15 protein-coding genes and 1 tRNA gene are annotated in these 21,237 nt (G+C 62.9%); 9 read left to right on the top strand and 7 right to left on the bottom strand.

The features are described 5' to 3' along the window. Nucleotides 1-67 precede the first annotated feature (67 nt). Together OO25_RS09110 and OO25_RS09105 are read right to left on the bottom strand one after the other, a co-directional pair. A complete protein-coding gene (locus OO25_RS09110; RefSeq protein WP_040179753.1) occupies nucleotides 68-2,119 on the bottom strand; it encodes an NADH:flavin oxidoreductase in 2,052 nt (683 codons plus the stop codon). 149 nt (nucleotides 2,120-2,268) lie between these two features. Further along, nucleotides 2,269-3,162, bottom strand: a complete 894-nt coding sequence (locus OO25_RS09105) for a LysR family transcriptional regulator (RefSeq protein ID WP_040179752.1) — start codon at nucleotides 3,160-3,162, stop codon at nucleotides 2,269-2,271. Nucleotides 3,163-3,257: 95 nt separating this feature from the next. On the opposite strand from OO25_RS09105, the gene OO25_RS09100 reads away from it, so the two are divergent. Then, on the top strand, nucleotides 3,258-3,539 hold the full coding sequence (locus tag OO25_RS09100) for a DUF1330 domain-containing protein (RefSeq protein WP_040179751.1): 282 nt from the start codon (nucleotides 3,258-3,260) through the stop codon (nucleotides 3,537-3,539). A 256-nt stretch (nucleotides 3,540-3,795) separates the two neighbouring features. On the opposite strand, the gene fdhF is transcribed toward OO25_RS09100, so the two are convergent. The 4 genes from fdhF to OO25_RS09080 form a co-directional block, all read right to left on the bottom strand. Continuing rightward, entirely contained in the window at nucleotides 3,796-6,570 is a 2,775-nt protein-coding gene (gene fdhF / locus OO25_RS09095; RefSeq protein WP_040179750.1) for a formate dehydrogenase subunit alpha, read from the bottom strand. A 3-nt stretch (nucleotides 6,571-6,573) separates the two neighbouring features. Beyond that, a complete protein-coding gene (locus OO25_RS09090; protein WP_052465629.1) occupies nucleotides 6,574-8,304 on the bottom strand; it encodes an NAD(P)H-dependent oxidoreductase subunit E in 1,731 nt (576 codons plus the stop codon). 51 nt (nucleotides 8,305-8,355) lie between these two features. Next, on the bottom strand, nucleotides 8,356-9,252 hold the full coding sequence (locus tag OO25_RS09085; protein WP_027246462.1) for a LysR family transcriptional regulator: 897 nt from the start codon (nucleotides 9,250-9,252) through the stop codon (nucleotides 8,356-8,358). Between the two features lie 173 nt (nucleotides 9,253-9,425). Further along, nucleotides 9,426-9,968: a winged helix DNA-binding protein gene (locus OO25_RS09080; RefSeq protein WP_242407011.1), complete on the bottom strand. Its 543-nt coding sequence runs from the start codon at nucleotides 9,966-9,968 to the stop codon at nucleotides 9,426-9,428. A gap of 1,056 nt (nucleotides 9,969-11,024) precedes the next feature. Here OO25_RS09080 and OO25_RS09075 point away from each other — a divergent pair. Further along, nucleotides 11,025-12,890: a methyl-accepting chemotaxis protein gene (locus OO25_RS09075; protein ID WP_040179747.1), complete on the top strand. Its 1,866-nt coding sequence runs from the start codon at nucleotides 11,025-11,027 to the stop codon at nucleotides 12,888-12,890. 332 nt (nucleotides 12,891-13,222) lie between these two features. Here OO25_RS09075 and OO25_RS09070 read toward each other — a convergent pair whose 3' ends face one another. After that, nucleotides 13,223-14,446, bottom strand: coding sequence for a 50S ribosomal protein L11 methyltransferase (locus tag OO25_RS09070; protein WP_040179746.1), 1,224 nt, complete (start codon nucleotides 14,444-14,446; stop codon nucleotides 13,223-13,225). Between the two features lie 325 nt (nucleotides 14,447-14,771). Between OO25_RS09070 and OO25_RS09060 the strand changes: the two genes are divergently transcribed. From OO25_RS09060 to OO25_RS09030, 7 genes are all read left to right on the top strand, one after another. After that, nucleotides 14,772-16,289 carry an ABC-F family ATP-binding cassette domain-containing protein gene (locus tag OO25_RS09060; RefSeq protein ID WP_040179743.1) on the top strand — a complete coding sequence of 506 codons (1,518 nt, stop codon included), beginning with the start codon at nucleotides 14,772-14,774 and terminating at the stop codon, nucleotides 16,287-16,289. Between the two features lie 187 nt (nucleotides 16,290-16,476). Continuing rightward, a complete protein-coding gene (locus tag OO25_RS09055) occupies nucleotides 16,477-16,956 on the top strand; it encodes a GNAT family N-acetyltransferase (RefSeq protein ID WP_040173523.1) in 480 nt (159 codons plus the stop codon). 34 nt (nucleotides 16,957-16,990) lie between these two features. Continuing rightward, nucleotides 16,991-17,067 (top strand) — tRNA-Arg (locus OO25_RS09050). A 256-nt stretch (nucleotides 17,068-17,323) separates the two neighbouring features. Beyond that, entirely contained in the window at nucleotides 17,324-18,406 is a 1,083-nt protein-coding gene (locus OO25_RS09045) for an ABC transporter substrate-binding protein (protein WP_040179773.1), read from the top strand. Nucleotide 18,407: 1 nt separating this feature from the next. Continuing rightward, complete coding sequence (locus OO25_RS09040; RefSeq protein ID WP_040179742.1) at nucleotides 18,408-19,439, top strand: iron ABC transporter permease; 1,032 nt, start codon at nucleotides 18,408-18,410, stop codon at nucleotides 19,437-19,439. After that, nucleotides 19,436-20,452: an iron chelate uptake ABC transporter family permease subunit gene (locus tag OO25_RS09035; protein WP_040179740.1), complete on the top strand. Its 1,017-nt coding sequence runs from the start codon at nucleotides 19,436-19,438 to the stop codon at nucleotides 20,450-20,452. Before OO25_RS09040 ends, OO25_RS09035 begins: the two co-directional genes overlap by 4 nt. Beyond that, the gene (locus OO25_RS09030; RefSeq protein WP_040173515.1) at nucleotides 20,452-21,234 is read left to right on the top strand and encodes an ABC transporter ATP-binding protein; all 783 of its coding nucleotides are present in this window, start codon (nucleotides 20,452-20,454) and stop codon (nucleotides 21,232-21,234) included. The genes OO25_RS09035 and OO25_RS09030 overlap by 1 nt, the downstream gene beginning before the upstream one ends. Nucleotides 21,235-21,237: the final 3 nt, after the last annotated feature.

Here is a 21,237-nt window from a genome sequence, read left to right as displayed (position 1 = left end):
CCCACATATCCACAGACTCGACCAACACACAAACAAGCCAACCAACCAAAATCACCAAAAACGCAGGTCAGATATCCTTCATCAGACGCAGCGCGTCATAGATGGCGGCGTGGGTGTTGCGGGCAGACACCGCATCTCCGATCCGAAAGAGCTGAAAGCCCCCCTGCCCGGCCTCTGCCGCTCCACGCGGCTGCGGTCTCCCGGCAATCAAGGCGTCGTAATCAACCTCTCCGCCATTCACGCTCAACGGCTTCAGATCAAAATAGAGATCATCCAGCGGCAGGGTGCCGTAGTTCAGCACGATCTGATCATATTGCTTGCTGGATTGATGGGCGCTGTAGTCAGTGCCCAGCAGCGCCCGCAGGTAGTTGCCCTCCTTCTCCACTCCAAGCAGACGTCTGGCCACGGTGAAACTCACATCTCGCTCCTGCAGGCTGCGCATATAGGGAACCAGGTTCATCGCCATCACATTGGGGGCAAAGACACGGTCCGGGGTCATCACCTCAACCGTGGCCCCTGCCGCGGCGGCGACCTCTGCCGCCTGAAGCGCCGGGTGATCACCGCTCTCATCATATATGAGGACCGACCCGCCGGGCGTCACATCCCCCGAAATGATATCCCAGGCCGAAACAATATGCGCGGCCTCCTCGCCCGCCTCGAATAGCTGCGTATTCGGCAGCCCGCCGGTTGCAATGATCACAACATCAGGAGAGAGAGCGGTCACATCCTCAACCTCCGCCCAGCTGTTGAAGCGGAACTGCACATCCCGTGCGGCACATTGCGCCATGCGCCAGTCGATGATGCCCATCATCTCGCGGCGGCGCTGGTTTTGCGCGGTGAGCCGGACCTGTCCGCCGGGATCAGGCGCCGCCTCAAAGACGGTGACCACATGACCGCGTTCTGCCGCAACGCGGGCCGCCTCCAGCCCACCGGGGCCAGCGCCAACGATCACCACCTTCTTGTGCTGCTCAGCCGGGCTGATCACATGCGGCATCGTCAACTCGCGCCCGGTTGCGGCGTTGTGAATGCACAGCGCCTCCCCGGCCTGATAAATCCGGTCCAGACAATAGGTGGCGCCCACACAGGGGCGGATGTCATCCTCGCGCCCCTCGGTGATCTTCTGCACAATATGCGGATCAGCCATATGGGCGCGGGTCATGCCCACCATGTCCAGAAGGCCGTCCGAAATGGCATGACGCGCGGTGGCCACGTCGGGGATCCGCGCGGCATGAAAGGTGGGCAGGCTTGTGGCCTTTTTCACCTCACCGGCAAAATCCAGATGCGGTGCCGAGGCCATCCCCTGCACCGGGATCACATCGGTCATTGCCGGATCCGTGTGGATGCGGCCCCGGATCACATTGAGGAAATCGACCATCCCGCTGGCGGCCAGACGTTTGGAGATCTCCAGCCCCTCCTCAGGGGCGATCCCGCCCGCCTGCGCCTCATCCGCCGTATACCGCAGGCCGACGATAAAATCGCTGCCGACCCGGTCACGCACCGCCGTCAGCACCGCCATCGGCAGCGCCATCCGGCTGTCCAGCGTCTGGCCTCCGTAGGGCCCATCCAGATCATTGGTCAGCGGAGACCAGAACTGGTCCAGCAGATGGCCATAGACCTGCAGTTCGATGCCATCCATGCCACCGGCCTTCATCCGCTCTGCCGCATCGGCGAACTCCGTGATAACGCGGGTGATGTCCCAATCCTCTGCCAGCTTTGGAAAGGCGCGGTGCGCAGGTTCACGGTGGCGCGAGGAGCTGATCGAGGGCAGCCAATCCCCCTTGTCCCAGCCCGTGCGTCGCCCCAGATGGGTCAGCTGGATCATCGCCGCGCAGCCATGTTCATGCAGCTGATCGGTCAGATTGCGGATCCAGGGCACCACCTCATCCTTATAGGCCAGGATGTTGTTGAACACCGGCGGGCTGTCGCGCGATACCGCAGCAGAGCCCGCCGTCATCGCCAGCGCCACACCCGCCTTGGCCCGTTCCGCGTGATAGGCCGCATAACGTTCCTTGGGCATACCCTCTTCCGGATAGGCTGGTTCGTGACTGGTGGTCATGATCCGGTTGCGCAGGGTGAGGTGTTTCAGCTGATAGGGCTGCAGCAAAGGGTCGTTGGACATAACAGGCTCCTGGGGCGACAAGACAGCCGTTTGTTTGGCTTCAGGTTTCCCAGTATGATCACAACTCTGGACATATGTGTCAGGTCAATTTCCGACGTCGATAGGATTCAGCGACGACACAAGACAACATCGCCACAGCCCGCCCCGTTTTACTGCGTGCTCTCCGCATCAAAGGAGGTGAACTCTCGCTGGCGGCTGCGAAAGAACTGTTTCAGCCCGCGTTTAAAGTGACGGACCTTGGCCGATTGCAGCAAATCCTGATGGCTCAGCACCCAGATCGGCGCATAGTCCTGCGGCGCAATCCCGGGCAGCGGCGCCAGATCCGGATCGCTCCGCCCCAAGTACACCGGCATCCTGACGGCCCCCATTCCGGCCTTGGCCGCCGCAATCAGTGAGGTCATATCGTCAAACCGCGCCCGTATCCGGGCATTGGGATAAAGCTGCAGCGCGGCTTTTGGTGGCGCGTCATATCCGCTGTAGATCACCCAGTCGAGCGGCGCCTCCGGATCGGCGGCCGCCTGTGCCACCAGATCGGGCCGCGCCACGCAGGCGGTTTTCTGATCGGCCAGATGCAGCCCCACCAGCGTGTCGCCCGGCGACTTGCTGATCCGGATCGCCAGATCCGCCTCGCGCCGGGTCAGGTCCAGCACCTCGTTGGTTGCCCGCACGGTCAGCGCAACCTCCGGATGGGTCGCGCAGAACTCCGCCAGAAATGGCGCCAGATGGGACTGGATCAACAGCTGGGGCGCCGTCAACACCAACTCACCCGACAGGCTCTGATCGCGCCCAGAGAGGTTCCGTAACGCCGATTGTTCCGCCTGTTCCATCCGCCGCGCCGCAGCGGCCAGGTCTTCAGCTTCCGCCGTGGCCAGATAGCCATCGGGGCGGCGTTCAAACAATGGTCGCCCCAGCATATCCTCGGCCCGCTGCACCCGGCGCGCAACGGTGGTGTAACTGACGGAGAGCGCCTGCGCCGCCCCCGCCAAGGATCCGGCCCGCACCAGCGCCAGAATGGTCCGCATGTCGTCCCAGTTGATCTGCATACATGCGTTTTCGCATGAGCAATACACAAATGCATGTGTTTTCTTGTGGCCCACCGCTTGGCATCAGGTTCATATCAACGCTGAAAGGACAGACGATGGCCTATGTATATGTAAACCTCCTGCTGAAAGACCCCGAGACCATGGCCGCCTACCGCGAGAAAGCCGGGGCGGCTCTGCAGAAACACGGGGCAAAAGTGCTGGTCTCCACCCCACAGCAAACCGTGATCGAAGGTACGCGTGATGCCACCGGTATCGGTGTCATCCTGGAATTCGCCAACGCCGACGCCGCCAAGGCTTGGATCAATGATCCCGATTTGCAGGAGACGCACGCCCTGCGCCAGCGCGCAGGCAAAAGCGCGATTACACTTCTGGCCTGACAGAACCCAAGGCAGATACTCCCGCCCGTCGGCTGGCGGCAGTGCCACCAGCTCCCGTTGGGCGTGGCCTCGCGCCCCTTGGGCCCGGCGCAGGTCGCGCGCGGCCACATCTCATGCGCCCCACTTGCTCCGCTCTTGCTTCCAACACAGCAACGGGCCACGCCCGCGCCGGGCGTCAGCCCGGCGCCACGAGAGACAACGGGCGCGGAACCTCTGGTTCCGCGCCCGCTCTACTGTCTCAGTCAGATCCGCCGGTTCACTCGGCTGCGATCTGCCCTTCGATCTTCTCAACCTTCACCGCCGAGAATTTGAACTCGGGGATCTTGCCGTAGGGGTCCAGCGCCGGGTTGGTCAGGATGTTGGCAGCAGCCTCCACATAGGCGAAGGGTACAAACACCATGTCCTCGGCGATGGCCCGGTCAGCCCGCGCCATGATCTCAATCGACCCACGGCGTGTTGACAGGCGCACCATTTCGCCCGGTTCAACCCCCATCAGCTTCAGCGTGCGCGGGTTGAGCGAGCAGTTCGCTTCCGGCTCCACTGCATCCAGAACCAATGACCGGCGGGTCATCGACCCGGTGTGCCAATGCTCCAGCTGGCGGCCCGTGGTCATGATCATCGGGTAGTCCGCATCCGGGGCCTCATCCGGCGGGATCACCGATGCCGGGGTGAAGCGGGCGCGGCCCTCAGGACGCGGGAAGCCATCGCCGAACACAATCGCCTGACCGGGGTCTGTCTCATGCAGCGACGGATAGGTGATGGTCTCGGTCTCCAGACGTTCCCAGGTGATGTTGTTCAGGGACTTCATGTTCAGCTTCATCTCGGCAAAGACTTCGCTGACATCCTTATAGTCCCAGGGCAGACCGATGCGCCGCGCCAGTTCCACGGTGACTTTCCAGTCCTCACGCGCCTCCCCCGGAGGCGCCACAGCGGGGCGCACCCGCTGAACCTGGCGGTTGGTGTTCGACACCGTGCCGTTCTTCTCATAGAGCGCCGATGCCGGCAGGATGATGTCGGCATAGTTCGCCGTCTCGGTCAGGAAGATGTCCTGAACGATCATCAACTCCAGCTTGGCAAAGGCCTCGCGCGCGTGGTCGGCATCCGGGTCTGACATCGCCGGGTTTTCACCCTGGATATACATGCCCTTGATATTGCCCGCATAAGCCTGATCGACAATCTCGGTCACAGTCAGGCCCTTCTCGTTCGAGAAGTCACCGCCGCCCCAGACATCGGTGAAGGATTTGCGCACATCATCCGAGGTCACGGTCTGATAATCCGGCAGGAACATCGGGATCAGGCCCGCGTCAGACGCGCCCTGCACGTTGTTCTGACCGCGCAGCGGGTGCAGACCCGCACCCGGTTTGCCAACATTGCCGGTCATCAGCGCCAGCGAAATCAGGCAGCGTGAATTATCCGTCCCGTGAATGTGCTGGGAGATGCCCATGCCCCAGAAGATCAGCCCCGCATTCCCCCCTGCAAAAATCCGCGCCACACGGCGCAGCTGATCCGGGCTGATGCCGCAGATTTCCGACATCTTCTCGGGCGTGAACTGCTTCAGGTGCTCTTTCTCGGCTTCCCAGTTCTCGGTCCAGCGGTGGATGTACTGGCTGTCATAGAGCTCTTCTTCGACGATCACATTCATGATCGCGTTCAGCATCGACACATCGGCACCCGGGCGGAACTGCACCATTTCGGTGGCAAAGCGGCGCAGGCCGACGCCGCGCGGGTCCATCACAATGAGCTTGCCGCCGCGCTTGGTGAACTGCTTGAAATAGGTCGCCGCCACCGGGTGGTTCTCAATCGGGTTGGAGCCGATCACGATCGCCACATCGGCGTTCTCAATCTCGTTGAAGGTCGCGGTCACCGCCCCTGAGCCAACGTTCTCGATCAGCGCCGCAACAGAGGACGCATGGCACAGACGGGTGCAGTGATCGACGTTGTTGTGCTTGAAGCCCTGACGGATGAACTTCTGGAAAAGATAGGCCTCCTCATTGGTGCATTTCGCGGAGCCGAAACCGGCAACCGATTTCGGATCTTCGTCCCGCAAGCGCATCAGCTCTTTGCCCGCCAGATCCATCGCCTCTTCCCAGGTCGCTTCGCGGAAATGGGTCGAGAGGTTGCCGGGATCGACGTTCAGGCCCTTGGCGGGCGCATCGTCGCGGCGGATCAGCGGCTTGGTCAGGCGGTGTGGGTGATGGATATAGTCAAAGCCAAAACGGCCCTTCACACACAGGCGGCCCTCGTTTGCCGGGCCATTGATGCCCTCAACATGCTTGACCTTGCCGTCCTTCACTTTCAGCGACACTTTGCAGCCGACACCGCAGAACGGGCAGACGCTTTCGGTTTCGCTGTCGTAATCCTTGCTGTCCCCAACCTGATTGTCGTCCATCACGGTCGCAGGCATCAGCGCCCCGGTCGGGCAGGCCTGCACACATTCACCACAGGCCACACAGGAGGACGCGCCCATCGGGTCAGCGATATCAAACACCGGATAGGCATCATGGCCGCGTCCAGCCATGCCGATCACGTCATTCACCTGCACTTCGCGGCAGGCGCGCACGCAGAGGTTACAGGAGATACAGGCGTCCAGATTGACCTTCATCGCCACATGGCTGTCGTCCAAGAGCGGGATCCGGTCCTTTTCCAGCTTGGGAAAGCGCGACTCTGAAACCCCGTTCAGCTCCGCCATATCCCACAGATGGGAGGACTTATCGCGCGCCTCTTCCTGCTTCGGCTGGTCGGCAACCAGCAGTTCCATCACCATCTTGCGGGCGCCTACCGCGCGCGCGTTGTTGGTGGTGACAACCATGCCCTCGGCGGGTTCGCGGATGCAGGAGGCGGCCAGCGTGCGCTCGCCCTCGATCTCCACCATGCAGGCGCGGCAGTTGCCGTCCGGACGGTACCCCGGCTGCGGCTTGTGGCACAGATGCGGGATCTTCAGACCACGGCCATTGGCAACTTCCCAGATGGTCAGACCAGCCTCGGCTGTGACCTGCTCGCCATCGAGAGTGAAAGTAATGTGATCGCTCATGGCTTATACCTCCTCGGGGAAGTGTTTGATGGTCAGACGGATCGGATTGGGCGCCGCCTGTCCCAGACCGCAGATCGAGGTATCGACCATGGCGGCACTCAGCTCTTCCAAGAGGCCCTGATCCCATTTCTTCTCGCTCATCAGCTTGACGGCCTTCTCACAGCCCACCCGGCAGGGGGTGCATTGGCCGCAGCTTTCATCTTCGAAGAAGCGCAGCATGTTCAGCGCCGCATCGCGGGCCGAGTCCTGATCAGACAGAACCACCACAGCAGCGGAGCCGATAAAGGTGCCATGCGGCTGCAACGTGTCGAAATCGAGCGGGATATCATGCATCGACGCAGGCAGCAGGCCGGAGGATGGACCGCCCGGCTGATACGCCTTGAACGCGTGGCCATCCAGCATCCCGCCGCAGGCTTCGATGATGTCGGTGATGGTGGAACCGGCGGGCAGCAGATGCACGCCCGGGTTCTTCACACGACCCGACACCGAATAGCTGCGCAGCCCCTTTCGACCGTTCTTCTCAACCGCGTTCAGGCACTCCGGCCCTTCGCGGTTGACCTTGCAAACCCAGTAGAGCGTCTCGACGTTGTGAACCAGCGTCGGACGACCAAAGATCCCCACCTGCGCCACAAAGGGCGGGCGGTGCCGCGGCTCGCCGCGTTTGCCTTCGATCGACTCGATCATCGCGCTTTCTTCACCGCAGATATAGGCCCCTGCCCCACGGCGCAGGTCAATGTAGCCCGCCTCCACGATGCCCGCCTCTTCCAGCGCGCTGATCTCGCGGCGCAGAATTTCCAGAACTGCCGGATATTCGTCGCGCATATAGATGAAGGCTTTCTCGGCCTCGACCGCCCAGGCGGCAATCAACATCCCCTCAAGGAAGACATGCGGCGTACGCTCCAGATAGTAGCGATCCTTGAAGGTACCCGGCTCGCCCTCGTCGCCATTCACAGCCAGGTAACGCGGGCCCTCATTGGCGCGCACAAAGCCCCATTTGGTGCCGGACGGGAAACCAGCGCCGCCGAGACCGCGCAGACCGGCTTCTTTGACTTTCGCCTGAACCGCTTCCCAGTCGCCATTTGCGCGCAGGTCTTTCAGCGTGGCGTAGCCGCCGTCCGCCTCATAAGCGGCAAAGGTTTCATACGCGGGGATATGCGCGTGGGTGTCGTCTGCCGCAATCGCCGCCTGCACCTTCTCGGGTGTCGCGTGGTCGATGTGGTTGTGGCCGATTTCCAGCACCGGCGCGGTGTCGCAGCGCCCCATGCAGGGCGCGCGCAGCACGCGGACCTGGCTTGCATCCAGACCGTCTTCCAGCGCCTTCTGCAGCGCTTCGGCCCCCGCCAATTCACAGGACAGCGAGTCGCAAACCCGGATGGTCAGCGCCGGTGGTGGTGTCTCACCTTCGCGCACGACATCGAAATGGGCGTAGAAACTCGCAACCTCATAGATCTCTGCCTGCCCGGTGCGCAGCTCCTCAGCGAGGGCGCGAATATGGGCCGCACTGAGACAGCCGTATTTATCCTGAATAAGATGCAGGAATTCGATCAGCAAATCCCGATTGCGCGGCTGGTCACCAATCAGGTCCAAAACCTCGCTATGCGCCTGATCCTCCAGCTGCCGGCCTTTGGGGGTTTTGCGCCCCTTGCCTTTGCCAGATTTCCACACGCCCTTGCTATTGTCCAAAGGTGCCACAATGACCTCCACTTCGCGTCGCCAGTTAAGGCGGCATTCCATTGAAGAAGCCTATCGTCAAATCGGAAATTTCGAAGGTACGATAACGAACGCTTATTGCACGAAATCGTCAACCACCGCCCGCAGGGCCTGCACCGTGGTCAAGGCAGGCTGACGGTCCAGCGTCACCATGGCAATCGGTTTGGTTGGGGCCGGATCCGTCAGCGGCAGCACCGTTGTCCCGTCCAGCGTACCCAGCGCCTCGACAAGCGCCTGCGGCAGGATTGTTGCAACCGATCCCGCCCGCGCCATCACCATCGCCGCCATGAACCCGCTGGATTCCGAACGCACTTCAGGCCGCAACCCCTGATCGGCAAAGATCCGGTCCAGAATACGCCGGTTCTGCATTTGCGGCTCCAACAGGCTCAGCGGCAGATCCGCCGCCTCCGCCCAGGTGATGCCCTCGGCGCCCGCGGGACGCTCCGCCACCATAGCCGCCGGCGCGACCAGCACATATGTCTCTTCATAGAGCGGCTGAATGCTCACCTGATCCGGGCCAAGACTGTCGTGATAGGTCACGCCGGCATCAATGGTGCCATCAAACAGCCGCTGTTGGATCACCAGCGAGCTGAGCACCTCAACCCGTGCCAGCACCCGCCGGTGGGCCAGATGCAGCCGGTCCACCAGCTGCGCCGCATACGCCGTCGCCGTTGGCACCACGCCCAGCACCAGCGTGCCGGTGACCTCCCCGCGCGCCGCCGCCACCTCCTGTTCCAACGCCTTGGCATCATCCAGAATGCTGCGCGCCCGCCGCACGATCATCATGCCTTCTTCGGTCAGACCCTGAAAGCGGTTCCCACGGCGCACGATCGACACGCCAAGACGGTCCTCAAGATTGCGGATCCGCATTGAAAACGCCGGTTGCGACATGCCGCTGTCCTGCGCCGCCTTGGCAAAATGCCGATGGCGCGCCAGGGCGCTCAACAACCTCAGATCCTTGAGTTCAATCACCGCTCTACGTCCTTGCTGCTGCCGGGGCGCCCCGATCTCTGCCCGCGCGTCACCAATGACGCAACAGGCCGAACACGCAAGGACGCAGGTCACCCTGCACCGAAGCTCGCTCGCTGTCGAGGTCGCGATAGGCGTCAGCGGAAACCGGCAGACCGACCAGCGCTACGCAGGTCCTAGATTTGCCGCTGCGCCGTTGCCGAGCGGGCAATACCATCATAGATGCCGGTCAGAATGTTCAACACCCGCGTCGCCTCGCTCACACGGTTTTCCACCCCCGGCACCTGTTCCAGCGCCTGCAGCAACAGCTTGCGGCGTTGCGCATCATAGGCTTCGGTTATCTCTAGCCCCTTGTCGGTGGCCGAATAGGTCACTCCCCCACGCCCGGACCCGGTTTTGCGGATCAGGCCCGCTGAGGCCAGTTTGCGCAGCGAATACTGAATATTCGGCACATCATCACGATTGGTGACGCGGGCCAATTCCTTGATCGTCTTGGGCCGGTCATTCATGCGGATCACGTTCAACAGGGTGATTTCGGGGCCAGAAGCCGCCAGATCCGACACCAGACCCAGGCATTCCGATTGCCAGCGCGCAAAGCCCTCAAAGGTCCGCACTAAGGCAAATTCGAAATCGCTCAGATCGTCTTCTCCCCCTTGGGGAGCAATCTTGTTCGCAGATTCAGCGGCCTCTGTCTTGGGCGATCCGGAATAGGTATCCAACAATAGTCTCCTTAAGTCAGCGGCGAAATAAGCCTCCGATGGTGGTGAAACCCGCTGTCAAGGTGTTTCGAGGACATTCATTCCCCAAAACGCCACCACGCCCCTTAGTAAATGTCTCGCGTTAGGTTTCAACCCGTCCGTGCAGTAGAAAACGGAACCATCAGGTGCAAATTCTTCCAACAGTTTGGAGAATCAGCGGAAAATAAAATTCCAGATAAATTTTATTTCACACCGAATAAGAAGAAATATAGATAAAATACCGCCATGCAGAGACTAAGTGACAGAAAATTTCACGCGGCGCGTCGGGAAATTGAGGTGCCTCAGGGCCACTCCGCCGCCAGAGCCGCATTGCCTGCGCGACGTAAAACTGTCGCTGAATCATTGCCTTGCGGTGCGGCAGGTCTCTGATTGCCGATCTCTCATCTGAAAAGTTTCGCGGCGCCTTTGCTCTCGTCGTTGCGGCGCAGACCATTAATTCACCGGTAAGTCCTGCTGATTATGCTACCCGCCGAATATGTGCAAACGCACATGTTATGAGAAGGAGCGAACCTTGGAACGACGGGCGGACCTCAAGTTGGTTGTCGCGCAGATACAGGCCACGATCGCGATGTTTGCGCGCCACGTCGAGGACCGTCTGACTGACCGTCTGACCATGTGGTTCAGTCCCGGTCGATGCGATGGCAGCGGCCCTTGGCGGACGCCGCTGCGGGTGGCATTCCGATACGCAATTCGCATGTCCGCTCTGGTGGGGAGGTCACAGCTGTGCAGCCGGGCATCCACATTTTATCCTACCGTTTTTTGTCTCAATTGGGGCAGCGCTATTTCGCGCTTGCTGATTACCGGCATCCAGACTTGTGCAATGGCATGCCATGTTGTGTTCACCATGTCACCGCCCCCAATCGGGCATGGTTTTCCGGGTTGTCCAATTCCGGTCAATCCGATCGTGAAACGAGGCAGCCCGATGGCGCGGCTGCCTATTGGGGGCTGTCGGTATTAGTCCGACTCAAATACCGCCCGCGCGCCAAACTCGCGCAAGGGCGATTGAAAGGTGCTGAAATGAAATTCCGAAATCCCGCTCGTGCAGCTTTGAACAGGCTTTCTGTTTTTGCCAAATGTAGCCTGCTCATCGCGGCGTCCACCCTTGTGGTCACCCTGTTTCTGACCTGGGAAAACCAGAAAATCCTGGGCGAAGCCGTCGACAGTGGCGTGCAGACACTTGCAGAGGGCGTGACCGTCACCGTCGCTGCGCGCAGCGGCGGCGCCATCCGCTTTGGCGACACCGAACGCCTCGAGAGCGATCTTGAATCGCTGATTGAGCTTTCGAACGGTCGCGCCAGCCACGGCATTGCGATCAACGGCAAAGGCAAGACGGTCGCCTCCACCGGCGTGGCGACAGAGGCCGAAATCGCTGAGCTGACGCTCGTCGCACAAAAAGCGATGGACTCCAATCAGATGGAGTTTAGCGAGAACGGCTATCTAGTCGCCGCACCAGCCACAGCAGGCGCCGAAGGAACTGTTGTGGTCGGCGCTGTCGGCATGGTCTGGTCGCCGGATGTGGCCTTTGCCGAAGTGGCCCCCAACCAGCTGTTGTCCTTCCTCCTTGCGGGGGCCGCCTTTGTGGTCATGCTCGGCCTCTCCGTGGTTGCGCTGCGGTCGATGATGTCCCGCCCCCTTGGCGATGTCGCCACCGCCATCAACCGTCTTGCCGATGGGGATTATGACCACGATACCGAACACCAGACGCGCGGCGATGAAATCGGCCTGATTGCACGCCATATTGAGGCGCTGAAGGCACAACTCTCCGCGGCCCGCGCCGTCGAAGAACAGCGCCATGCCGATCAGGCCGCGCAGAAGTTGGTCGTGGACCGCCTGAACGATGGGCTGCATACCCTCTCCGAAGGGGATCTGTCGCAGACCATCGACGAAGAATTCTCGGCCGATTACGAAAGCCTGCGCCAGAATTTCAACAAGACCGTCGACAAGATGGTCGGCATCATTGATGCGGTGATCGAAAATTCCTCGCGCATTCGCGCCAGTGCCGAGGAAATCAGCCAATCCTCCGGGGATCTGTCACAGCGCACGGAATCGCAGGCCGCTACGCTGGAAGAGACCGCCGCCGCGATGGAACAGCTGACTGTCAGCGTGAAATCCGCCGCCGATGGCGCGCGTGAGGTTGAGGGCATCGTATCCGAGGCAAAAGAGACAGCCGTCAACAGCGGCGAGGTCGTCACCCGCGCCGTGGATGCCATGTCCAAGATCGAGACCTCGTCGGAAAAGATCTCTCAGATCATCTCCGTCATCGACGACATTTCGTTCCAGACCAACCTTCTGGCCCTGAATGCGGGCGTTGAGGCTGCCCGCGCCGGTGAGGCTGGACGTGGCTTTGCCGTCGTCGCATCCGAAGTCCGCGCGCTGGCGCAACGCTCCTCGGATGCCGCGCAGGAGATCAAAGCCCTGATCAGCGAAAGCACCAGCCATGTGGGCGAAGGTGTGGATCTAGTCGGTCGCGCCGGCGAGGAGCTGAAGCAGATCATCGACCGGGTCGCGACCATCTCCGGTCATGTCAGCGGCATCGCCACTGGCGCGCAGGAGCAATCCACCACACTGGGCGAGATCAACACCGGCGTCACCCAGCTGGATCAGGTGACCCAGCACAACGCCGCCATGGTCGAGGAATCGACCGCAGCCAGCCAGATCCTGCGCAACGACGCCAATGAACTGGCCCGTCAGGTATCAGTGTTCAAAACCCGCAAGGCGTCAGCCAATGTGGTGGCCATGGCCCCCAGCGCCGCGGCGCCAGCCCGGCCAACCGCAGCCGCCGAACCAACAGCGGCGGCAAACCCGGCGCCTTCGGCGCATGGTGATGATGATTTCTTTGACGCCAGCCCAACTAAGGCCGCTGCCGGATGGGAAGATTTCTGATCCTCTTACAGTCGACACAATGACAAGGCGCGCCCCATCGGGCGCGCCTTTTTCGTGGTGTCCCATTTTTCAAGCCAGCCCGCCATTGTAGAAGCGGCCCCAAAGTCCCGCCCCACCGCTGGGCTGTCTGGTCAAGTGTGGCGTCACGCCGGTACGCCACACCCGCATAGTCAGGCGGGTGCAGTTGCTTTTCCCAACAACAAGGGGGCGGCCTCCGGCGACGCGCCCCCATTTCCTTTGCATGAGCAGCAGCAACCGCCGTCACCACAGGCGTTCACCGCAGCCGATCCCATCAGGCAGGCGCAGCCTTGGCACAGGCTGCGCGCCTGGGGTCAGGAACAGGCGCGAACCGGTGCCTCAGCCGATGTGCCGGGCGTCGGCGTCCAGCCCGGATAGTCCAGCGCCGCCGGAGCGGTCGGCGCAGACGGTTCGCCTTCCAGCCGCCAGGCAGGCTCCAGCCAGACCTGAGCCCGATCCGCCGCAGTCTCTGCAGCATGGACCGACACACTCAGCGCGGCGGCGTCGTGCTGCGCTGTCACCTGTAAATCATCGCCGGGCGACAGCCGCCGGGACGCATCCAGCAGAAACGCCGTCCGCCCCCAATGCCCATCCGACGTAAGCCCGTTTGTCAGCGCAATCCCCGGTGCCAGCTGCATCTCGAAACTGACAAAAACGGCATGGGCCTCACCGCCATGCGTGCAGCTCAACCGTGCATTGCTGCGCGCCGGGGCCACATCGGGGCGGGTAAAATCAAACTGAAACAGATCGGTGCCCGGCCCCAGCGACCGCAGCCCGCAGGCCATAAAATCCCCTGGCGTGATCTGCGCCACCCGCGCCAGATGATGAAATGCGCTGAGGTCGAACCCCTCCGCCGTCTGCGGCCGCCACTGCTGCAGCAGCGCCTCACTCTCAACCAGCTGGGCCACCAATGTCCCGGTTTCAGGGACCGCCCGCGCGCCCGGCTTGGCCAGCACAGCCATCGCATGGCTCAGCGTATCCAGCGCGCCTTCCCCCAGCAGCACCGTATCGACGATCTCGGAGACCACCACATCGGCCTGGTCCGGCATATCGACGCCGATGACAATCTCATGCGACCACTTCGAAAGAACCGTAATGCGGTCGCTCAGACCGTTGTCGGCAATCACCTGCGTGGCCGCCGCCGCGATCAGCGGCTGCTGTTCGCAGGTATAGACATGTTTGGCCCCAGCCCGCGCCGCCAGCATCGCCGTCAGCCCCGCGCCGCAGCCGATGTCCAGCACAATATCGCCCGGCCTCACCTTCATCGCGATCGCCTCGGCATAGGCGCGGTTGCGTGCCTGATCTGCCAACATGGGAAAATGCCAACGCGGCACAAACGTCTGATGCAGCCGCTCCTGCAGGATCTGCGCCTCATGGTGATGCGGGTCCAGTTGCAACGCCTCTGCCAACAGCTGCGAGGTCTGCACCCCGCCATCCGCGAGGGAGGCCGTTTTTGCAAGCTGCACAAATGTCCCGGCATCCGCACGCGCCGTTTGAGAGGAGCGCGGAGCAGGGGTCGGCGTTTGTATTTTAAGCAATTTTTAGTTTTCCCTATTTGAGGCAAATGCACCTGATCGCGACTATCCTCCATGCGGGTCTAAGAATTGGTAAAGGCGTCACGACACATCCAGCACGCCTCAGCGACCGCCCCCTTGCCAAGCACCGCTCAGTTTTCTAGCCTTGCGATAACGGTCACACACACAATGGGAGGGCATCAGCTGAACATGCGTATCATCCGCCGACTTCAGCACGGTCCCCGTCTGGCCCTGTAAATCCGTTTGCAGGGCTGGCCAGAGGAAAGTCTCAGAAACTGGTCTGCCTATTGCCGCTGCCGCGGCCATATCCTTTTGAGCTGAGTTTTCCATGTCCGTCATCAATCTCAATGCCCTGGGTGTCACCGTTGGCGATCCGCTGTTCTCCGACCTCTCCCTGACCCTCTCAAAAGGCGACCGTATCGGTCTGGTCGCCGCCAATGGGCGCGGGAAATCAACCCTTCTGGCCTGTCTCGCCAATGAGCTGGCCCCAACCACAGGCGAAATCACCCGCGCCCGTGGCCTGCGCATCGGCCATGTGACACAAAGCCTGCCCGCAGACGCGCTGCCAATCACGCTGTACGACTGGGTGCAGGCCGCGCTGCCAGCCGAGCAGGCCGATTACGAAAGCTGGCGCGTTGATGTTGTGCTGGATGAGCTGCAGGTGCCGTATGACTTCCAGCACCAGCCGCTGGGCACGCTCAGCGGCGGCTGGCAGCGCACCGCCATGCTCGCTGCCGCCTGGATCAATACGCCGGATCTCCTGCTGCTGGATGAGCCGACCAACCATCTGGATCTGAAACGCATCGCCTTTCTCGAAGGCTGGCTGTCGCAGCGCCCCCGCGATCTGCCGATGGTGATCACTTCCCATGACCGCGCCTTTCTGGATGCCACGACCACGCGCACCCTGTTCCTGCGGGCAGAGGGATCGCGGGTGTTTCAGCTGCCGTTTTCCGCAGCCCGCAGCGCTCTGGACGACCATGACGCCGCCGAGGCGCGCCGCCACAGCAATGACCTGAAGAAGGCCCAGCAGCTGCGCCAGCAGGCGGCCAAGCTGAAAAATGTCGGCACCAACTCCGGCTCCGACCTGCTGTTGACCAAGACCAAGCAGCTGGCGGATCGCGCCGACCGGCTGGAGGCTGCGGCCATCCCCGCGCACCGCGAACACTCTGCAGGTGACATCCGGCTCGGCAACAGCGGCACCCACGCCAAGGCCTTGATCACACTGGAGGATCTCACGGTGGACACACCGGACGGACGGCCGCTTTATACCACGGGCCAGAAATGGATCACCCCCGGTGACCGCATCGTCCTGCTGGGCGCCAATGGCACTGGCAAGACGCAATTGGTCCGGATGATCCAGCAGGCCCTGACCGGCACGCGCGCGGATATCAAATGCGCGCCCTCGGTTGTCCCGGCCTATTCGGATCAGCACCTCAGCCAGCTGTCCGGGCCGGAGACCCCGCTGGCGCTGGTCACGGCGACCTCAGATGTTGGCGATCAATCCGCGCGCAGCCTGCTGGCGGGTGCCGGGGTCAAATTCGCCCTGCAGGATACCCCGGTTGCGGCCCTCTCGGGCGGGCAGAAGGCGCGGCTGGCGATGCTGCTTTTGCGGCTCAAACACCCGAATTTTTATCTCCTAGATGAGCCGACAAACCATCTCGATATCGAAGGGCAGGAAGCGCTGGAGGCAGAGCTGGTCGCCCATGGTGCCGCCTGTCTGCTGGTGAGCCACGATCGCAGTTTCCTGCGCGCAGTTGGCAATCGGTTCTGGCAGATTCGCGGTCGCCGCCTGGAGGAGGTCGCCAGCCCCGAGGCCTTCCTCGCCTCTGAAATGGCCGCCCTCTGACAGACCGGGGCGGCAGGCCAGCCGCCCCGCCGCCGCCTGCCTAAATTTTGGGCAAAGCACTGTCCGCAGAGCCCCCTATCACCTCAACACCGCAGAACCGCTTGCGCCGCGACGGGCTTTTGGTGACCCTGCGGGCAGCAATACCAGCCCCAAAGCGGGGTAAGGCCCGACCAGAGGATACCCCGCAATGCCCGCGACGATTGCCATCACCCGCGCCAGCCCGGCAGAGCCCGAGGCCCGGTCTCTGATCCGCCGTCATCTGGACCAGATGGCCGCGCAATCCCCCGAAGAGAGTTGCCACGCGCTCGACGGCAGCGGGCTTGACGCCCCGGATGTGGCCTTCTTTCTATTGCGGCGCGAGGGCACAGCGATTGCAATGGGGGCTCTCAAAACGCTGTCAGGCGGCGGGCGCGAATTGAAATCCATGCACACCCTGGCCGAGGCCCGCGGCAGCGGCGCCGGGCGCCAGATGCTTGAATTTCTGCTGCACAGGGCGCGCGCGGAACAGGCAACAGCGATCTATCTGGAAACCGGCTCCACACCCGATTTCCTTGCCGCAAGACGGCTTTACGAGAGCTACGGCTTTGTCGAATGTCCGCCGTTCGAAGGCTACACCGAAGACCCCTGGTCGCTCTTTATGCGCCTCGACCTGCCCGCCGCGACTTGACCCTTCCCCGCGTCCTGTCATAACTGGCGCCAGCGGTCCCTTAGCTCAACTGGATAGAGCAGCTGACTTCTAATCAGCAGGTTGAGGGTTCGAGTCCTTCAGGGATCGCCAGTACGCCTTTACCATTCGGCAATATGCGACAGACCGACCATATCTGGTCGGCTCACACGATGCCTGCCTGACCTCTGCAACAGGCCGCCCCTCCCTTAACTTGACAAAAGAACTAAGGTTAAATAGGTGACGGAACGCGCCCGAAATGGCGCTCTCAGCAAGATTCTGCGCCTCTCGCGGCACCGAAATCCAGCCATCCCCGATCAACAGAATGATCAACACTGCGGCAACCCCCTGCCGCTGGCTGGAGAGACACGTGAGACAGGCCCAACCATCTTGGAAACTAGGGAAAAAACACGGCCCGATGCGGTTTGCCCGGCGTGGATCAGGCTGGCGCACCCCACTGAGGTCCTGTGCAGCGCCCCTGGCCGCGCTGGTGCTGGGCCTCCTGCCGCTGCCCGGCAGCGCGGATCCCTTTCCGGCAGTGATCGACCACCGCTACGGCACCACAACGGTGCCCGCCAAACCCACCCGCATCGTCTCGCTCAGCTTCATCGGGCATGATTTTTTGCTGGCGTTGGGAGAGCGCCCCTATGCGCTGCGCAAGTGGTACGGCAGCGACCCCTATGGCGTCTGGCCCTGGGGGCATGATGCGCTTGGGGAGGCTCAACCGGTGGTGATGCGGGGCGAGATCGACATCGAACGGATCGCGGCCATGGAGCCTGATCTGATCGCCGCGCAGTGGTCCGGCATCACCGCACAGCAATATGCGCTGCTGTCGCAGATCGCCCCGACCCTACCGCCGCGCGCCGAGGATGGCGACTATGGCACCCCCTGGCAGCAGATGCTGCTGCGACTGGGAACCGCCACCGGCAAGCGCACCACCGCTGAGGCGATTGTCACCCGGATCGAGGGGCGTTTTGCCGAGCTGCGCGCATCCCATCCCGAATGGCAAGGCGCCAGCGCCATGATGGCCTGGGCCGGCCACACCCGCGCCTATACCCGCGCCGATATTCGTGGCCAGTTCCTCACCGCCTTAGGGTTTTCGGTGCCGGACGCGCCGGGCGGGCCAAATGCGCTCAACAGGTTTTACGTTGAATTCCCCGCCGAAGACCCGTCGGCGATGGATGTGGATGCGCTGATCTGGCTGGATACCGGGCGCAATGTCGAAAAACTCGCCCGGATGCCGCTGCGCCATACCACACGGGCCTATCGTGAGGGGCGCGAGATCTATGCCGACAAATTGCTGTCCGCCGCGCTGTCCCATTCCAGCCCGCTCAGCCTCGATTATGCGCTCGACCGGCTGGTGCCCCTGCTGGAGGCGGCGGCGGATGGCGACCACGCAACCGTGGTGAGCAGCACTGCAAATGCCGAGCTACTCGCGAAGGAAGGCTCCTGACATGACCGTGTCGACACTCTCGCTGCCACGGCACTCCCGCACTGGCGATCTGCGGCTGCTGTGGCTTGGGACTGCGTTGCTTGCGCTTGGCCTGCTGTCCATTGCCGCCCTCAGCCTTGGTGCCCGCGCCACCGGCGGGGCTGAGATCTGGGGCGCTTTGACCAGCTATGATCCGGACAATGCCGATCATATCGTGGTGCGCAATATGCGCCTGCCGCGACTGATCGGTGCTGGGCTGGCGGGGGCGGCTCTTGGCATGTCGGGCGCGCTGATCCAGGCGATGACCCGCAACCCGCTGGCTGATCCCGGCCTTCTGGGCATCAACGGTGGCGCAGCCCTTGGGGTTGTGCTGTGCATTCTTGTTCTGGGCGTGACCGACCCGGCTGAATTCATCTGGGTGGCCCTCGGTGGTGGTCTGACCGCCTCCGTGCTGGTGTTCCTCCTCGGCGGTGGCAGCCAGGCCAACCCGCTGCGGCTGATCCTGGCCGGGGCTGCGGTCAGCGCGCTGTTTCTGGCACTCACCCGTGCCCTGCTGTTGGTCAGCCGACAGACGCTGGATGTCTATCGGTTCTGGGTGCTGGGCGGGTTCGACGGCATTCAGCCCGCGACGCTCCAGTCTCTGCTGCCGTTTCTTATCCTGGGCGCGCTGCTGGCCATTATCGCGGGGTTCGGCCTCAACGCACTGATGCTGGGCGAGGATACCGCCAAGGGGCTGGGCGTGCGCACCGGGCTGACACGGCTCACAGCCGGGGCCGCGATTGTGCTCCTGTGTGGCGCAACCGTTGCCATGGCCGGGCCGATTGCCTTTGCCGGGCTGATCGTGCCGCATATCGCCCGCTGGGCCGCAGGTCCCGCGATTGGCTGGTCGCTCGCCTTCTCTGCCATGTTCGGCGCGCTGCTGCTGATCGCGGCAGATCTTCTGGGGCGGCTGGCGCTGTTTGGCGGCAATATGCAGGCCGGGGTGATGACCGCGCTGATTGGCGGACCAGTGCTGATCTGGCTGGTTCGCCGCAACGGGGTGCGCAAGCTATGATCTGGACCCTCCGCCTCTCTGCCCTGTCGCTGCAAATCTCGCGCCGCGCGGTTCTCACTGCGACCCTGCTGTTCAGCGTGGTGCTGGCGACTGCGGTGCTGGCCCTGACCCTGGGCAGCTACCCGCTGAGCCCTGCGGACATGCGGGAGATCCTGACCGGCGGCGGCACCGCGATCCAGCAGATGATCCTGTTGGACCATCGCATGCCGCGTATCCTGACCGCACTTGGCGCAGGGGCTGCCTTCGGCCTCTCCGGTGCGCTGTTCCAGACCATGATGCGCAACCCGCTGGCCTCTCCCGATGTGATCGGCTTCAACGCCGGGGCCAGCTGCGGCGCATTGGTCGCGATGATGCTCACCGGTGGCATGGTGCTGCCAGGTGCCATTGTCGGCGCACTCATCACTGCCAGTGTTGTCACCCTCCTGGCCTGGTCGCGTGGCCTGCCACCCTATCGGCTGATCCTCACCGGTGTGGGGGCCAGCCTCGTGCTGACCGCCCTGGGCGATCTGCTGATCAGCCGCATGGATGCCCAGACCGCCGCAGATATGGCGCAATGGCTGATCGGCACGTTGAACGCCCGCAGCTGGAGCGATGTTGCCCTCATCTGGGGCGGCCTGCTGCTGCTGGCTCCGGCGCTGGTCTGGCTGCACTTCCCGCTCACCCGGCTGGGCATGGCCGATGATATCGCAACCGGGCTGGGGATGGCGCTGTCACCGCTCAGACTTGCACTCACCGGCACCGGCATCCTGCTTGCCGCATTGGCTGTCAGCACCGCCGGGCCGCTGCCTTTTGTGGCCTTTGCCGCCGGTCCCATCGCCCGCCGCCTGATCCCCAATGGCCGCCCCGTGCTGCTGGCCGCGGCAGCCACCGGCGCGCTGATCACCCTGCTGGCAGATACCGCCGCCCGCGCGGTGCCGATGATCCAGCTGCCTGCCGGTGTCTTCACCGCGCTGATTGGCGCCCCGGTGCTGATCTGGCTGCTCTTGGCCCAATTCAGAAAAGGAGCCCTGTGATGGCTGCCACCGCCCGCCTGCGCGCCGAGGATCTCTCGGTGTCCTACAGCCGCACGCCCGTGCTCAACGGGCTGTCGACAGATCTCCCCGATGGCGCGCTTACCGTGATCGTCGGTCCCAATGCCTGTGGCAAATCCACCCTGCTGCGGGCGCTGGCCCGGCTCCAGCCTGCGGGCAAGGGTCAGGTGCTGTTGGATGGCAAGGCGATCCACCGACAGGGCAGCCGCGCCGTCGCGCAGCGCCTTGCGATCCTGCCGCAGACCCCCACCGCCCCAGAGGGGCTGACCGTGCGCGATCTGGCCACCCGCGGCCGCACCCCGCATCAATCGCCGCTGCGCCAATGGTCCAGACAGGACGCCGAGGCGGTCACCCGCGCGCTCGATCTCACCCAGATGACACCCCATGCGGATCGTCCGCTTGAGGCGCTCTCCGGTGGGCAGCGCCAACGCGCCTGGATCGCCATGGCGCTGGCGCAGGACACTGACATCCTGCTGCTGGATGAACCCACGACATATCTCGATCTGCCGCATCAGATCGAACTGCTGAAACTGGTGCAGCAGCTCAACCGGGACACCGGGCGCACCGTGGTCATGGTGCTGCATGACATCAATCTGGCCGCGCGCTTTGCCAGCCACATGATCGCGCTGAAAGACGGGCAGGTCTTCTGCGAAGGCCCCCCGAAGGAGGTGGTCACCGAAGGCGTCCTGCACTCCGTCTTCGCCCTGCCCTGCCGGATCATTGCCGATCCCGTCCACGGCAGCCCGCATGTCATCCCGGAGTGAGTG

It is taken from the genome of Phaeobacter sp. S60, assembly GCF_000826845.1.
In the GTDB taxonomy this organism is placed as follows: domain Bacteria; phylum Pseudomonadota; class Alphaproteobacteria; order Rhodobacterales; family Rhodobacteraceae; genus Phaeobacter; species Phaeobacter piscinae.
This window is presented reverse-complemented; position numbering and strand designations above follow the sequence as displayed.

What these genes read in the sequence shown, in the direction of transcription:
- OO25_RS09110 (WP_040179753.1), bottom strand. Translation starts at nt 2,119, where the DNA reads ATGTCCAACGACCCTTTGCTGCAGCCCTATCAGCTGAAACACCTCACC.
- OO25_RS09105 (WP_040179752.1), bottom strand. Translation starts at nt 3,162, where the DNA reads ATGCAGATCAACTGGGACGACATGCGGACCATTCTGGCGCTGGTGCGG.
- OO25_RS09100 (WP_040179751.1), top strand. Translation starts at nt 3,258, where the DNA reads ATGGCCTATGTATATGTAAACCTCCTGCTGAAAGACCCCGAGACCATG.
- fdhF (WP_040179750.1), bottom strand. Translation starts at nt 6,570, where the DNA reads ATGAGCGATCACATTACTTTCACTCTCGATGGCGAGCAGGTCACAGCC.
- OO25_RS09090 (WP_052465629.1), bottom strand. Translation starts at nt 8,304, where the DNA reads ATGGAATGCCGCCTTAACTGGCGACGCGAAGTGGAGGTCATTGTGGCA.
- OO25_RS09075 (WP_040179747.1), top strand. Translation starts at nt 11,025, where the DNA reads ATGAAATTCCGAAATCCCGCTCGTGCAGCTTTGAACAGGCTTTCTGTT.
- OO25_RS09060 (WP_040179743.1), top strand. Translation starts at nt 14,772, where the DNA reads ATGTCCGTCATCAATCTCAATGCCCTGGGTGTCACCGTTGGCGATCCG.
- OO25_RS09055 (WP_040173523.1), top strand. Translation starts at nt 16,477, where the DNA reads ATGCCCGCGACGATTGCCATCACCCGCGCCAGCCCGGCAGAGCCCGAG.
- OO25_RS09040 (WP_040179742.1), top strand. Translation starts at nt 18,408, where the DNA reads ATGACCGTGTCGACACTCTCGCTGCCACGGCACTCCCGCACTGGCGAT.
- OO25_RS09035 (WP_040179740.1), top strand. Translation starts at nt 19,436, where the DNA reads ATGATCTGGACCCTCCGCCTCTCTGCCCTGTCGCTGCAAATCTCGCGC.
- OO25_RS09030 (WP_040173515.1), top strand. Translation starts at nt 20,452, where the DNA reads ATGGCTGCCACCGCCCGCCTGCGCGCCGAGGATCTCTCGGTGTCCTAC.